Source organism: Crocinitomix algicola, assembly GCF_001661595.2.
Classification (GTDB): Bacteria; Bacteroidota; Bacteroidia; order Flavobacteriales_D; family Crocinitomicaceae; genus Crocinitomix; species Crocinitomix algicola.
Genome location: NZ_LYPF02000007.1, coordinates 199,280 through 214,827, shown reverse-complemented (window position 1 = coordinate 214,827; position 15,548 = coordinate 199,280). Strand labels below are relative to the sequence as shown.

The window sequence follows — 15,548 nt, the reverse complement described above, 5'->3', positions numbered from 1 at the left end:
AATTATTTTAAGTGCTGGTCTAACCACTTATAATATTCGCGATGCCAATAAACTCCATTTTGTGGTGAGAGTATCCAATGGTTTTCATCTGGGAAAAGAATCATTCGACTGTCAATTCCTTTTAATTGTAATACTTGAAATGCTTCCAATCCCTGATTTAAAGGCACTCTAAAATCTTGCTCCCCATGAAAAATCAGCATTGGTGTATTCCATTTATGTGCCAGTTTATGAGGTGAGAATTTTTTATAAGAAGTAGGAACAATCGGAGAAAAGTACGGTCCACCGATATCTTTATTCGCGAAAAACAATTCTTCTGTAGTTCCATACCAACTTTCAAGGTTATACAAACCGCAATGGGAAATAAAACACTTAAAGCGATTTTCATGAATACCTGCTAAGTAATAAACCGAATAACCTCCATAACTCGCTCCAACGGCACCAATTCGATTGGCATCGATATAAGGTTCATTTTTAATCTCATCAACTGCTGATAAATAATCATCCATAGGTTGACCACCCCAGTCTCCTGAAATTGCATCATTCCATTCTTGACCAAAACCTGGCAAACCTCGTCTATTTGGAGCAATTACGATATAATCATTTGCAGCCATTAACTGGAAATTCCATCGATAAGAGAAAAACTGACTCACTGCACTTTGCGGTCCACCTTGACAATACAATAATGCGGGATATACTTTATTTGGATCAAAATTTGGAGGATATATGACCCAAACTAATTCCTTTTTATCATCCGTTGTTGACACCCATCGTTTTTCAATTTTACCTATTTCCAAGTTATCGTAAATAGCTTTGTTCACATCCGTTATTTTCGTTTGTTCACCTGATTTTATTTTTACCGTGTAAATATCGGTTGGGTGATTCATAGATTGACGGCCACCAACTAAATATTTCCCCGCAAAATCAACTGAAGTATAATTATGATCGCCAGTTGTAAGTTGTTGAATTTTTCCATTCTTCAAATCCAATTCAAAAAGCTGATAAGTTGCTTCTTTAACCGACTTAAAATAAACTTTATCCCCTTTATCATTCCATGTGAATCCGGAAACAGTAATATCGTATTTATTGGTATAATTCGTTTTTAAACTGGTCTCATAATCGTAAATCACAATATCGTTCTTATCCGACTCAAAACCATCCTGCTCCATACTTAGCCAAGCAAGTTTTTTACCATCTGGCGAAAATTGCGGATCTAAATCATATCCTTTATTGTTTTTCGTAAGGTTATTAGAGTTACGCAATAAAACATTATACGACCAAAGGTCAGCATTTGTGCTAATTGCATAATTTTTACCCGTCATTTTTTTACAAGCATAGACAACTTCAACACCATCAGGCGAAATTGTTACTTGTTCTAGTCCACCAAATGGTTTCAAAGGAGCGTCAAAATCTTCCCCCTTCATAATGTCCGTTCCGTCACCCTGCATTATTCCATTTTCAATTGAAGCAATAAACAGATGCGAACGTATTCCATTATCCCATGTACTCCAATGACGATACATTAAATCATCAATCACTCTAGCGTTAGACAAAGGTAAGTCCGAAACAATCTCCCTAGAGTTGACTTTTCTCATTTTTACATCCGCAGAAAACAAAATTCGCTTGCCATTTGGAAAGTATTTGAATTCACTAATTTGATTGCTTGTATGCGAAATTTGTTGAAGGTTTTCACCGTTAAGGTCTATTTCAAAAATTGCTAAATTTTGGTCTTTTTCAGATTTCATAATAAAACCAATTTTTTTTCCATCTGGTCGCCACTGCGCACTCAATTCATTACCAGGAAAATCAGTTATTTGCTTTATCTCTCCACCCTCAACAGGAACAACATAAAGGTTGTTTTCACCCTTATTAACATTTAGGTTATACGATTTTAAGCTGAACAATACCTGTGTTCCGTCAGGAGAAACTTGAATTCCAGAAACACGTTTTAATTTCCAAAGTAATTCAGGTGTCATTCTATTTTGACTGTTAACTATGGATGAGAATAAAACTAAAAACCCGACAATTAAATTTTTCATATACTATTCATTTAAAATTCTATTAATCAAAAATCGACTTGGGAGATACGCTGCAAGAATACCAAAAAATAAAGTGATTCCTAAAATTAACACAAAATCAATCCCTTTAAAAATAATGGGAAAATATTCCACCATACTATTTTCCATTCTTATTAACCCAACGTGCTGTTGAAGGAAACAAATACCGTATCCGATGATTAATCCAAAGATCAGACCAAAACCATTGATTAAAAGACCTTCGAAAAAGAAGATTTTATGCAACTGACTTTGCTTTGCTCCGAGCGCATCAAGTGTTTTCATATTATTCTTTTTTTCAATAACCAGCATCGTTATTGAAGCAATCATATTAAAGGTTGCAAGAAAAAAAATGAACCCCAACAACAAGGTGGTTATCCACTTTTCACTTTGACTGGTTTCATAAATGAGTTGATTTTGCTCAAAATTAGTTTTAACCTCAAAACTTGGTCCTACCAATTCCTCTAAATTCGATTTGACTTCATTTAAATCGAGTCCATCTTCAAAGTCTAGCTCCAATTGGGTAATTTCATTGTTGTAGTTAAATATTTCTGCAGCATAATCAATTGGTACAATTAAAAAGTTTTGATCCACATCATTATTAAAACTAAAGACTCCTCCGACAGGAATTTGAGAAGTTGTAAATGCGTCAATATTTTTCAATTTATTGGAACTAATTTTCTTGTCTCGGTTTGGCGAATAAACCGTAAAATATTCATACTGTCCCTCAATTTGGAAAATATAACCATCTAAATTTTCTAAAGCACCGCCACCTATGAGCGCAACAGGACCGAAATCATCATTAATTCTAGCATTACCATCGAGCAAATGATTATTCATTTCACACATTTCCAAAAAAGTTGGGGCAACACCTTTTATCGTTCCTATAATAAAGTTATCCTGGTTTTTAACAATGGCAATTTCTTCAATAACCTCAGTATAATTAACTAAACCATCAATCTCATAAATCGTTGGTGGAATGAAATTTTTATCAAAGGTTTTAGCATTTTTTGCTGTTATTTCAATATCAGAATCGAACGATCCGAACATTTTAACTACAAGACCTTCAATACCATTAAATCCCGATAATATGATAACCATTGCAGCCGTTGACACCATAATACCGAAAACAGAAACTCCGGAAATGATGTTAATGACATTTTGTGCCTTTTTGGAGAATAAGTACCTCCTTGCTATGAAAAAAGGGGTATTCACCTATTTACCGAGGAGTTTATCAATCTCCATTGCGTAATCAATACTATCGTCGATGTAGAAACTTAAATCTGGAATTCGGCGCATTGACTTTCCTAAACGCTTCCCCATTTCGTATCGAATTTCATCCTTATGTGATTTGATATGATTGTAAACTTCTTTCACATCAGGATGACCAAATATACTAAGGAATGCTTTGAGATATGACATATCTGGCACCACCCGAACTTCTGTCACAGAAACCATAGCACCCAAACAAATTGAACGCGCATTTTCACGGAAGTATTTTCCCAACTCAGCCTGAATTACGGCCTCCACCTTTTTTTGTCTTATTGATCCCATAATACAAAAATAGTAATTTGCACCTTTAAACAATTTAATTCAGTCGGATATCGTCTCTAAAATTATTTTCGTTGGGATTCGTTCTACTGTGATAAAAGAATTTAATATATTGCTCGTTATTCAAAAAGCAATCCTAATTTTGTCGTTGTGAAAGGCATCAAACAACTATTTAAACATACATTTCTCTACAAAAGAACCACCATACTCGTGATTCTTAGCAATTTATTATTTGTCATATTCAACCTGCTTTCCTTAGTGCTCTTCATTCCTTTTTTAGAAATTATCTTTAAAAAAACAGAAAATGAAATTGCAAACGCTGAAATTGTATTAAAGCCAAATTGGGACGAAAGGGCTAATTTTATCGAATATTTTAAAGAGTATTTTGAGTTTTGGAAATATGAATTCGTTCTTGAAGCTGGACAAATGGGAGCTCTACAATTTGTGTGTATCTCAGTTTTAATTGCCTTCTTTTTAAAAAACCTTTTCCGGTACAGTGCAGTTTATCATCAATCTTTTTTGAGAATGGCAGTTGTGAGAGATTTACGACGAAAATTATTTTCACGTGCCATGTATTTGCCACTTTCATATTATTCAGAAGAAAAAAAAGGAAATTTATTAACCCGTTTAACGGCAGATTTAAACGAAGTTGAAATTGCAGTCGTTTCTACGTTAGAACTTGTATTTAGAGAGCCGATTGCTATAGTCGTCAACCTGGCAATCCTATTCTATTTAAGTCCACAACTCACCTTATTTTCCTTGATTTTACTCCCAATAAGCGCGCTTGCGATTTCAAGAATTAGGAAAAGTTTGAAACGTACCTCTCAGAAGGGGCAAGAGCAAATGAGCGAATTGCTCTCAACCATCGAAGAAAGTTTAGGTGGAATTCGAGTTATAAAAGCGTTTACCGCTGAAAAAATTGCAGTAGCACGATTCGATAATAAAAATATTCATCATCAAAATTTAATCACAAGGACGTTCAGAAAAAAAGACCTTGCTTCACCATTAAACGAATTTTTTGGAGCCTGTGTGCTTATTGCAATTGTTTGGTATGGCGGAGGTTTAATTCTAGACAAGTCCTCTACAATGGATGGTGCCGATTTCATCACGTTCATCATTATATTCTCACAATTTTTAAGACCTATAAGTAGTATTGCAAGCGCTTTAACCTATTTAAAGAAAGCGGAAGTTTCTTTACAACGTGTAAATGAAATTATTGACTTAGAAGACCCAATTAAAAACCCTGTTGAACCCCTGCAAAAGTTAGACATTAAAGATAGGATCACGCTTTCCAATGTAGATTTTGGTTATGAGGATGAGTTAGTATTAAAGAATATTAGTTTTGAAATAGAAAAAGGAAAAACCATTGCTCTTGTTGGTGAATCAGGTAGTGGCAAATCAACAATTGCCGATTTAATACCGCGATTTCACGATGTTATTAATGGGGAAATTTTAATTGACTCCATCAATGTAAAATCGGTTCTAAAAGAAGACCTTAGAAAATTAATCAGTGTGGTTACTCAGGAATCTATTTTGTTCAATGACTCTGTTTCAAATAACATTGCCTTTGGAAATCCAGAAGCCTCTAAAGAAGACATAATAGCAGCGGCAAAAGTAGCCAATGCCCATGAATTTATTTTGGGATTAGAGAACGGTTACGACACCAATATAGGCGACCGTGGCAACAAACTGTCAGGAGGGCAAAAACAACGAATCAGCATAGCTCGAGCAGTTCTCTCTAATGCGCCAATAATGATTTTAGACGAAGCAACTTCTGCTCTAGATACTGAATCAGAAAGACTTGTTCAAGACGCTCTTGATAAATTGATGAAAAATAGAACTTCTTTGGTTATCGCTCATCGTTTGAGTACAATTCGTCATGCAGACGAGATCATTGTTTTAAAACATGGTGAAATTGTCGAGCAAGGTAATCATGACACCTTAATCGAAAAAGGTGGTTACTATAAATCGCTGTGTGATATTCAAAAAGTGGTTTAATTGAACACCACTTTTTTCGTTTCTACCACCCTATTATTTTTACTAACTGTACAAATATACATCCCTGGTGACACATTGAAATTCACTTTAGATCGAATCCCTATCAACTCGTTTACTGAGATTAATTTTCCATTTAAATCATATAGCGCCAAGGCTTTTTGAACATTTTTATCGTAATTCAAATCATCTACAACTATTTGATTCACCTCCACCGGCTTGATAATATGAACATTCTTTTGGTCTATTTCAAACTTTGCCTCGTGCGGTTGAAAACTAATCCCTTCTACACCTTCAAAACTCGTATATCTATACCATTGATGTCCCGCGATATTTAAATCTTGAACACCAGGAGAAAAATCATCTTCATAAGCATCGATTCCTGACATCCATGTTTCCATCACCTGATCCATGTCGTGTGTAAGCAACCAAGGGCCCATATGATATTCTCGGTTAGAAAAAATAGGCATAACGGCAGGTTTTCTGGTTGATAATCCAATATGTTTTATGCGATCTGAATTATAATTGTAGATACTTGAACCATCTAAATAAACATCAGATGTTCGGTAATAATGTAATAAAATTCGATCAACATTCTCACTCAATTCAAGGCCTTCAGTCAAATCAAACTTACCTAAATAAATTTCACTCATCACTCCCATTTCATCTGCTCTGGAATCAATCAGGGTAAGTTGATCCATATAAAAATCAAAAGCGCCTTCATTTGTTAAAGGATATCCTCCAGGTGTCAAGTAGGTATCTGCGTAATAGTCGAATACATCCGAATCTTCGTTGGCCCAGAATTCAAACTCTAGATTTAAAACGTCAATTGTTTTGACCCATTTATTAGAGAACAAATCATTAAACGCTTCGATTTTATCAAAAGAAGCATCCTTTTCACCTACTGCTGCAACCTGCACAATCCCAAATTCTTTTTTCGCTCTTTCGATAAAGCTAGCAAGAACAACAGCTTCGCCATAAGTTGTTAAATCATAAAGATTAGCATGAATATAGGCGAGATTATATAGGACCAAATAATTAAAACCTTCGTCTTTGGCAAAATTTAACAATTCTGTCTCTGCACTATAGTTCCCTATAATATCTTTAAAACCGTCCACATATAAACCTTTTAAAGGAATTTGATCAAAATAACCTATTCTTTCTGGTCGATATTCAAAGCACCCCGCATCGGGTGCACCTGCAAGATTTCTGTAGTTATTGTCTAAGTCGTAAATTAATCCTGATATTGTTCCTTGGTTGATTGCAGGTGATGAATGTTGCAAACGAAAATCATTTGTAAATGGGTTTTCAAAACCAAAGTCAAACATCGAAGGCCCATAAACATTATTGGCAACATCAATACTAGGAGATGGAGCCATAAAAACGTACGGTGCTCCATCATAAGGAGATGTCAAACTAATATCCGGTTGACAAAATAAATTATTTTTTATCGCTCCTGATTCGGAAATCAAAAACGCATCTTCAACCTCCAAATTATACTTTCCAGAACCTACAATAGTGTTGTGCACCATATTTAAACCAAGTGTAAATCCATCTAATGCAATCCCATAATTGATCGCAATTGCACTCGATGCAATACCCCCATTATTAGCAAACAAATTCTGCTGTAAATCTAAAAAATCACTACCGTTACATTCCAAACCATGTCCCGATGTATTGATCACTTTATTCTCAAAAATGTATAAATTCGAATGAGTCCCTATTTTAAAACCAGTTTGTGTGTTTTCAATTCTATTCCCATGAAAAACACCTTGAGTTCCATAGCATGCAATGGCATAACCTGAAGCGATATTTTTAATGATAGAATTCTTTATGGACAAATTTTTCAGCCCATGAGGATATATTCTTCCACAAAAAAAACTATTAATACCAACGTTGTATTTGGCATGTCCTATTAAGATACCAAAATCACAATCTTCTATTTTTAAATCATATAAACTACAATCGTCCATGCTAAAATTTTCAGCATTGTATTTTTTAGTACAATCGGGGTTATCCCCAATTTTAACTGCTGGTGCATTTTTAACGTTTGTAATTTGAATATGATCAATTTCAAAATTCGAAGAGCCTTTATTTACAGTTAACCCCCTGTAATTCCCCCCATTAATTTTAATACCATAAGTACCAACACCAAAACTTCCACCTGTCAGTTTAAAGTATTTTGATTTTTGAATAAGTAAACCGCCTGAACTAACGCCATCTCCGATAATAGCATCTCCTCCGCAATTTTTTATCAAAATAGGATTAGATGGAGTTCCTTCAACATTCGTGATTTTTAGACTTTCTCGATAACCGTCATCAATACAAATCACTTTCCCCGGTGCCACTAATGAAGCATCAAAACTTTCCTCAGAAACAGGGATGATATAATCACATCCACACGCAATTTCGAATTGAGAATAACCGTTATGTAAGGCTAACATAACAGTTAGAAGCAGTACTAATTTTTTCATTTTATAAGGTTTAGTTGTTACGGTAGGGTATTCCAATTTACAGAATAAAAACTACCTAACACTGAGTAAACACCAGTAAAACCTAGTCTTTTCGACGAATTCAAAAAAAACAAACATCACCTCATACCAGAGGTCGATAAATTTTCAACCGAAAGAAAAAATTTTTAACAGCTTATATTTTTGTTAAATCAAAACTTTAAAACTAACTTTGTCCCAGTTCTTAATTTAATTACACTTATAAAGAAAGGTGGAGGGACCGGCCCTTTGAAACCTTGGCAACCGAACTCATTCAAGAGGACAAGGTGCCAATTCCTGTTAAGCAAATTTGCATTAACGATATAAGCGAAACTTTTAAAAATCATTTCAAAACTTCCCGGTCCACTCTACAATCGTTCAACTATGAATGACATTAGAGAAATATTAAAATCGCGTATCCTGGTTCTCGATGGAGCAATGGGAACTATGATTCAGCGCTATAAACTGGAGGAAGAAGACTTCAGAAAAGGCTGGTTTGAAAATCATCCCGACTCATTAAAAGGCAATAACGACCTGTTGGTCTTAACACGTCCGGATGTTATTAAGGCCATTCATGCGGAATACCTAGAGGCTGGCGCTGACATAATAGAGACGAATACTTTTAGCGGAACGACGATAGCACAAGCTGACTACAATTTAGAAAAAGCCGCTTATGATATCAATTATTATGGCGCGAAAATAGCGAAAGAAGTATGTGAAGAGTTCACAGCAAAAAACCCTGCAAAACCACGATTCGTAGCCGGCTCCATAGGACCAACGAATATGACCTTATCGATTTCACCAGACGTGAATGACCCTGGTTTTAGAAATACCACATTTGATAAAATGGTCATAGCCTATTCTGAACAAGTGAGGGGATTAATTGAAGGAGGAGCAGACTTATTACTGGTCGAAACCATATTTGATACTTTAAATGCGAAGGCCGCTCTTTTTGCTATTGAAGAAGTACAAACCGAACTAAAGACCGAGTTACCCATCATGGTAAGTGGAACAATTACGGATGCCAGTGGCAGGACATTATCAGGTCAAACCACAGAGGCATTTCTTATCTCTATGCAGCATGCGGATTTGTTAAGCATTGGCTTAAATTGTGCTTTGGGTGCAGATGCGTTAAGACCTTATTTACAGGTTTTAAAGCAAAAAGCACCTTTTTATATAAGTGCTCATCCAAATGCTGGCCTTCCTAATGAAATGGGGGAATATGATGAGAGTCCCGAAATGATGGCTGGTCAAATTGACACTTTCTTAGAAGAGAAACTGGTGAATATCATTGGAGGCTGTTGCGGTACAACACCTGACCATATCAAAGAGATGGCCTTACTAGCAGAAAAATATAACCAATTAAATACGAAAAATTAATAACATGCCTAAATTGTACAAAGAAATAGACAAGAGTATTTTGGTCGCTTTACCAAACCCGACCAAAGAAGCTTATGAAATTAAAGTTAAAATTCCAGAATTCACTTTCTTAGGAGTTCAGGAACAACCAGATTTTGCAACCATATTTCTAACCTTTTATCCAAAAGGAAAAATAATTGAGCTAAAATCTTTAAAACAATACGCTTATCATTTAAGAGACATTGTGGTTTCATACGAACGATTGATCAATATTTTTTATGATCATTTAATGGAAGTGTATGAACCAGAGCGTCTAAGATTAATGATGATCTGTAATCCACGTGGAGGCATTAGCTCAAAACTTACAATCGACTCAGACTGGGCTGCCCGCGGAGGTGATGAACGTTTCAAAGATTGGGGCGGTCAAGCAGGTGATGACAACTGGAGTGTAGTGATGTAAAATTCACACTATAAATTTATAAAACATCCGACAGAAATACGACCTAGAATGAGTTTACATCCTGATTACAAAGGAAAATACGAGTATAAGTGGAATCATCTTCCGAACATGAAATTAAGTGGATTAGAACCTTTAGAAGTTAGTCCTGAAGTTAATTTCATCAATATTGGTGAACGCACTAATGTAGCAGGTTCGCGAAAATTTTTACGATTGATCAAGGAAGAGGAATATGACGAAGCATTGTCAATCGCAAGAAACCAAGTGGAGGGCGGTGCACAAATCATCGACATCAATATGGACGATGGTTTAATTGATGGGAAAGAGGCTATGGTTAAATTCTTGAATTTAATCGCATCTGAACCTGATATTTCTCGCGTACCGATTATGATAGACTCATCAAAGTGGGAAATTGTAGAGGCAGGTCTGCAATGCGTTCAAGGAAAATGTGTCGTTAACTCAATCAGTTTAAAGGAAGGCAAAGAAAAATTTGTTACGGAAGCGAAAAAAATTCGCCAATACGGAGCTGCAGTTGTGGTTATGGCCTTTGACGAGGATGGACAGGCCGACACCTACCAAAGGAGAGTTGACATTTGTGAACGCTCATATCGTATACTTGTTGATGAAGTTAATTTCCCTCCTCAAGACATTATTTTTGATCCAAACGTTTTCCCAGTTGCAACGGGCATGGATGAACATAAACTAAATGCGCTAGATTTTTTTCAAGCGACAAGATGGATTAGAGAAAACTTACCGGGAGCCCATGTAAGTGGAGGAATAAGTAATGTTTCTTTTTCATTTAGAGGAAATAATGTAGTACGTGAAGCGATGCATTCCGCTTTTCTTTTTCACGCCATAAAGGAAGGATTGGATATGGGAATTGTGAACCCTTCGATGCTTGAGGTATATGATGACATTCCTAAAGACTTACTACTCCATGTCGAGGATGTTTTACTCAATAGAAGATCTGATGCTACTGAGCGTCTATTGGCTTTTGCTGAAACGGTAACCGGTGAAAGCAAAGCCAAAACGATAGATTTATCATGGAGAGAAGCGCCGCTACAGGATCGTATTTCTCATGCCTTGGTAAAAGGTATTGCTGATTATATTGAAGAAGATGTTGAAACAGCTCGAAATGAAGTCGCTGAACCAATCGAGGTAATTGAAGGACATTTAATGATTGGAATGAATATCGTGGGTGATTTGTTTGGAGCAGGAAAAATGTTTTTGCCCCAAGTGGTTAAATCTGCTCGTGTGATGAAGAAAGCGGTTGCCTATTTACTCCCCTATATTGAAGCTTCAAAAACTGAAAGTCGCTCGAAAGGAAAAGTGTTGCTAGCCACAGTAAAAGGAGACGTACATGATATTGGTAAAAATATTGTGGGCGTTGTTTTAGGATGTAATAATTATGATATTATTGATTTGGGGGTAATGGTACCGGGCAACAAAATTTTGGAAGCCGCTCAAGAACACCAAGTCGATATTATTGGATTAAGTGGGTTAATTACGCCGTCATTGGACGAAATGGTGCATGTGGCTAAAGAAATGGAAAATGCCGGCATGAATTTACCTTTATTAATTGGTGGAGCAACAACTTCTAAAGTACACACGGCTGTAAAAATTGATCAACATTATACCAAGGGACAAACTGTTCATGTTTTAGATGCTTCTCGATCGGTGACCGTAGTAAGTGAGTTATTAAGTGATAAAAAACCTCAATTTGTTGAAAGCATTCAAGCTGAATATGATAAGGTTAGAACGAATTATGCCAAGAAAAAAGGGTTCAAAAAGTTCCTATCGCTCAATGAAGCCAGAGAGAATAAATTGAAAATAAATTGGAAAATTGAAGACATTGCGCAACCTAAAAAAATAGGAACAACTGCTTTAAAAGATTATGATTTAAGCGAATTAAGAGGCTATATTGATTGGACGCCGTTTTTTCATACATGGGAACTAAGGGCAAAATACCCCCAAATTTTGGAACATCCAGACATGGGTGCGGAAGCTACGAAACTGTTTGAAGATGCCAATCAAATGTTGGACAAAATCATAAACGAAAAATGGATTATTGCCAATGCTGTTGTTGGAATATGGCCTGCAAATTCAGTAAATGACGATGATATTGAAATATACGAAAACGAAGAACGCACTGAAGTTGCTTATACTCAATACGGCTTAAGGCAACAAATTAAAAAAGCCGCAAAAGCAAGCAATATATGTGTGGCCGATTTTATCGCACCAAAGGAGAGTGGAATTAAAGATTATATTGGTGGATTTGTGGTGACAGCGGGTCAAGGAATTGAAGAACAATTGGCGAAGTACGAAGCCGACCATGATGACTATCATAGTATACTTTTAAAAGCTTTGGCTGATCGACTTGCAGAAGCGTTTGCCGAACGTTTACATGAGCTTGTACGAAAAGATTATTGGGGATACGAAAAGGAGCAATTATCGAAAGAGGATTTAATTAAAGAAAAATATAGGGGAATTAGGCCTGCCCCAGGATACCCTGCTAACCCTGACCACACCGAAAAACCTGGTTTATTTGAATTATTAAATGCAACGGAAATAACGGGGGTTAGTCTTACTGACTCAATGGCCATGTACCCTACCGCATCGGTAAGCGGATGGTATTTTGCCCACCCTGAGGCCCAATATTTTGGTGTTGGAAAAATTAAACTTGATCAGGTAGAGCGACTAGCAAATGCAAAAAACATTCCTTTAGAACGCATGAAACAGTGGTTGAGCAGTAATTTAGAAGAGTAATTCTGATAGTAGAAATACCCTTTTATTTTTTGTTAAAATTACCATTGATCATTCAAACTTAACACGTTTAATTGCTCCACAATTTTTAACGTGAACTTTATGCTCCGCGTTAGAGATTGTAGCACTTGTTTGAGCTCTCCGGCTCAGACGGAAGCGAGAGCGAAAAGCTCGACTTTATTGCCAGTAATAGCTGGCGATAAAGGAACGCCCAAAAAAATCTTTCTCACATCACGTCTTCATAAAATCTTTCGTCTGTATAAGATAAACTGACAGCGAACAAAATATAAATTCAACTGTTTTTAAGTAAACGAAAAATGCAAAAATTGACGTATTTCTGGTTTAGGAGGGATTTGCGCTTGAACGACAATACTGGACTGAGACATGCTTTAAAATCACATAAAGCTGTGCAACCTGTTTTTATTTTTGACACAACAATTCTTGACCACCTACCCAAAGATGATGCTCGAGTTAGTTTTATTTGGAAATCACTTGAAAAAATAAATGATGAATTAAAAGAATTTGGGGCGAGTATTCGGATAGAACATGGACAACCATTAGCAATTTGGAAAAAAATAGTGGAAGAAGGTGAAATTGAAGCATTGTATTTTAATAGGGATTATGAGCCAGACACCTTACAAAGGGATAAAGACGTTCGGTTTTTAATGGAATCGAATGCCGTTGAAGTTCATGATTTTAAAGACCATGTTTTTTTTGAATTTGATGAGATTTTGAAAAAGGACGGTACCCCCTACACTGTTTATACCCCATACAAGAACAAATGGCTGGAAAAACACGCAAAACACAATGCTGTAATTCCTAAAAAAATGCCTGAATTAAATCAGCATTTTGCCCCTTCGGAATACGAATTACCTCGCTTGCAAAATATCGGATTCATTAAAAGCGAGATTGATGCCCCAGCTTATGATCTATCCTGTGTTGATCAATATGAACGACATCGGGATTATCCAGCGCTTAATAAAACCTCCCATATAGGGCATCATTTAAGGTTTGGAACCGTAAGTATACGGAGCTTAGTTTACTTTTCAAACCGGAAAAACAACACCTATTTATCGGAATTGATTTGGCGAGATTTTTTCATTCAAATACTGGCAAATTTTCCACACGTAGTGCACGATTCTTTTAAAAAAAAGTACGACAGCATACACTGGAGGAACAATGAGGAAGAATTTAAACGATGGTGCAATGGTGAAACAGGTTATCCGATTGTAGATGCAGGCATGCGAGAATTAAATACAACTGGATTTATGCACAACAGGGTTAGGATGATTACAGCTAGTTTTTTAGTCAAACATTTATTAATAGACTGGCGCTGGGGAGAAGCATATTTTGCTGAAAAGTTATTGGATTTTGATTTGGCTTCAAATAACGGCAATTGGCAATGGGCTGCTGGTTGCGGCTGCGATGCTGCGCCGTATTTCAGGGTTTTTAATCCGAGTTTACAGACCGAAAAATTTGACAAGAACGAAGCGTATATTCAAAAATGGGTACCTGAATATAAATCAACCAGCTATGTTGCCCCAATGGTTGAGCATAAAATGGCACGAACACGAGCTATTGACACTTATAAACAAGGACTTGAGGAATTTACTGGAAATGGGTAAAGTTTATTTTTAGGTTAAGTAATCCCCCAGTTATTGTTAGAGTGAAGTAGAAACGCTAATTTTAAAACATTATTTTATAAATGAAGCAACTACTCCTACTCACTGCGTTATTATCCACTCAATTACTCTTTGGGCAACTCGTATTTTCAGAAACTTTTGATGAAGCCGCTGACGCTACTTCGGGAAGCGACGCGGTTGGAGGTGTCACGTGGAATTCAACTTGCCCTGGTTCAGTTGCGGCATCTGATTATTTTAAAGTTGTTGGAGGAAAATTGGAAGCTCGAGACACCAACAGTCCTGCCGCAGAATGGACCACTTCGTCAATTGATATCTCTTCTTGTTCGTTAGGTTTTGTGATTAGTTTTGACCTTGAGGAGTCAGGCGAAATGGAAGACTGTGCAGACTGTGGAGGAACTGGAGAACCTTGCATTGACTGGGTAAAGGCCGAATACAATGTAGATGGTATGGGTTGGACAGAATTTACAGGATTTACCTGCGCTTTAGCGGCATCACCCGGCGAAATGATACAAATTGGAGATATTGGAGGTGGTTCGATGTTATACACGTCGCCTTGTGGGGATATCGGTACGAACCTCGAAATTAGATTGTCGTGCATGTCTTGGGCAGGAAATGAATATTGGCACTTTGATAATATTGAGGTGAATTGTACAAACTGTTTACTCCCCCTTCAATTAGATGATTTTAGCGGAAAACAGATAGGTATAAATAGCCACAGGTTAGCATGGAAAACACGAACTGTAAATAACATCGCCACGTACGAAATATTAATGTCCGAAGATGGTCAATTTTACAAATCAATCGGTTCGGTTAACGCGAATGGCAATTCGCAAAAACCATTAAACTACGAATACATTAATAACCACGTAGAAGCTTCAAGCAAACAACATTATTACAAACTTAAACAAGTTGATTTTGACGGAAATTATACGCTATCAAAAGCCATAATTATCGATCATTCTTCTCAGGGTGAAATTCATTATTCAAATGGTAAATTCCAAATTGACTCAAGTATGGATATAAAAACCAATGCTACATTTATTATTTATCAGGCTGACGGCAAAGAAATATACTCCGAAAAAATCAGCTCTTTTGGAACGGTAGCTTGGAATAAAACAGGGTTGTTTTTTATCAGCATCCCTGAAATTGGATATCATCAAAAGATTTTTATCCAATAAAAAATTCCAAAAAGTCTACCCCCAGTTCATTCATTAAAAGCAGGTGAATTATAGGCTGGTTA

The 15,548-nt window shown here is 36.3% G+C and carries 10 protein-coding genes and 1 riboswitch; of the genes, 6 read left to right on the top strand and 4 right to left on the bottom strand.

Going from position 1 to position 15,548, the window contains the following annotated elements; genetic code table 11:
* Positions 1-2 precede the first annotated feature (2 nt).
* The 3 genes from A8143_RS05215 to rbfA are packed head-to-tail and all read right to left on the bottom strand — an operon-like array spanning position 3 to position 3,605.
* On the bottom strand, positions 3-2,036 hold the full coding sequence (locus A8143_RS05215) for an alpha/beta hydrolase family protein (protein WP_070137753.1): 2,034 nt from the start codon (positions 2,034-2,036) through the stop codon (positions 3-5).
* A 3-nt stretch (positions 2,037-2,039) separates the two neighbouring features.
* Positions 2,040-3,266: an FtsX-like permease family protein gene (locus A8143_RS05210; protein ID WP_139134271.1), complete on the bottom strand. Its 1,227-nt coding sequence runs from the start codon at positions 3,264-3,266 to the stop codon at positions 2,040-2,042.
* The gene (rbfA, locus tag A8143_RS05205) at positions 3,267-3,605 is read right to left on the bottom strand and encodes a 30S ribosome-binding factor RbfA (protein ID WP_070137751.1); all 339 of its coding nucleotides are present in this window, start codon (positions 3,603-3,605) and stop codon (positions 3,267-3,269) included.
* A 147-nt stretch (positions 3,606-3,752) separates the two neighbouring features.
* On the opposite strand from rbfA, the gene A8143_RS05200 reads away from it, so the two are divergent.
* Positions 3,753-5,600 (top strand): ABC transporter ATP-binding protein, encoded by a 1,848-nt coding sequence (locus tag A8143_RS05200; protein WP_070137750.1) that lies wholly within the window; start codon positions 3,753-3,755, stop codon positions 5,598-5,600.
* Here A8143_RS05200 and A8143_RS05195 read toward each other — a convergent pair.
* Complete coding sequence (locus A8143_RS05195; protein ID WP_070137749.1) at positions 5,597-8,071, bottom strand: T9SS type A sorting domain-containing protein; 2,475 nt, start codon at positions 8,069-8,071, stop codon at positions 5,597-5,599. The two genes, A8143_RS05200 and A8143_RS05195, sit on opposite strands and share 4 nt — an antisense overlap.
* A gap of 232 nt (positions 8,072-8,303) precedes the next feature.
* Positions 8,304-8,416: riboswitch (SAM riboswitch) on the top strand.
* Between the two features lie 54 nt (positions 8,417-8,470).
* On the opposite strand from A8143_RS05195, the gene A8143_RS05190 reads away from it, so the two are divergent.
* The 5 genes from A8143_RS05190 (at position 8,471) to A8143_RS05170 (ending at position 15,486) form a co-directional block, all read left to right on the top strand.
* Entirely contained in the window at positions 8,471-9,466 is a 996-nt protein-coding gene (locus tag A8143_RS05190) for a homocysteine S-methyltransferase family protein (RefSeq protein ID WP_070137748.1), read from the top strand.
* Between the two features lie 4 nt (positions 9,467-9,470).
* The gene (locus A8143_RS05185; RefSeq protein ID WP_070137747.1) at positions 9,471-9,905 is read left to right on the top strand and encodes a preQ(1) synthase; all 435 of its coding nucleotides are present in this window, start codon (positions 9,471-9,473) and stop codon (positions 9,903-9,905) included.
* A 48-nt stretch (positions 9,906-9,953) separates the two neighbouring features.
* Positions 9,954-12,668 (top strand): methionine synthase, encoded by a 2,715-nt coding sequence (gene metH, locus A8143_RS05180; RefSeq protein WP_070137746.1) that lies wholly within the window; start codon positions 9,954-9,956, stop codon positions 12,666-12,668.
* 314 nt (positions 12,669-12,982) lie between these two features.
* Positions 12,983-14,290 (top strand): cryptochrome/photolyase family protein, encoded by a 1,308-nt coding sequence (locus A8143_RS05175; RefSeq protein WP_070137745.1) that lies wholly within the window; start codon positions 12,983-12,985, stop codon positions 14,288-14,290.
* Between the two features lie 80 nt (positions 14,291-14,370).
* The gene (locus A8143_RS05170) at positions 14,371-15,486 is read left to right on the top strand and encodes a hypothetical protein (RefSeq protein ID WP_070137744.1); all 1,116 of its coding nucleotides are present in this window, start codon (positions 14,371-14,373) and stop codon (positions 15,484-15,486) included.
* The last annotated feature ends 62 nt before the right edge of the window (positions 15,487-15,548 follow it).

Excerpts from the sequence above, each read along its gene's own strand:
- A8143_RS05215 (WP_070137753.1), bottom strand. The coding sequence starts at position 2,036 with ATGAAAAATTTAATTGTCGGGTTTTTAGTTTTATTCTCATCCATAGTT.
- rbfA (WP_070137751.1), bottom strand. The coding sequence starts at position 3,605 with ATGGGATCAATAAGACAAAAAAAGGTGGAGGCCGTAATTCAGGCTGAG.
- A8143_RS05195 (WP_070137749.1), bottom strand. The coding sequence starts at position 8,071 with ATGAAAAAATTAGTACTGCTTCTAACTGTTATGTTAGCCTTACATAAC.
- A8143_RS05190 (WP_070137748.1), top strand. The coding sequence starts at position 8,471 with ATGAATGACATTAGAGAAATATTAAAATCGCGTATCCTGGTTCTCGAT.
- A8143_RS05185 (WP_070137747.1), top strand. The coding sequence starts at position 9,471 with ATGCCTAAATTGTACAAAGAAATAGACAAGAGTATTTTGGTCGCTTTA.
- metH (WP_070137746.1), top strand. The coding sequence starts at position 9,954 with ATGAGTTTACATCCTGATTACAAAGGAAAATACGAGTATAAGTGGAAT.
- A8143_RS05175 (WP_070137745.1), top strand. The coding sequence starts at position 12,983 with ATGCAAAAATTGACGTATTTCTGGTTTAGGAGGGATTTGCGCTTGAAC.
- A8143_RS05170 (WP_070137744.1), top strand. The coding sequence starts at position 14,371 with ATGAAGCAACTACTCCTACTCACTGCGTTATTATCCACTCAATTACTC.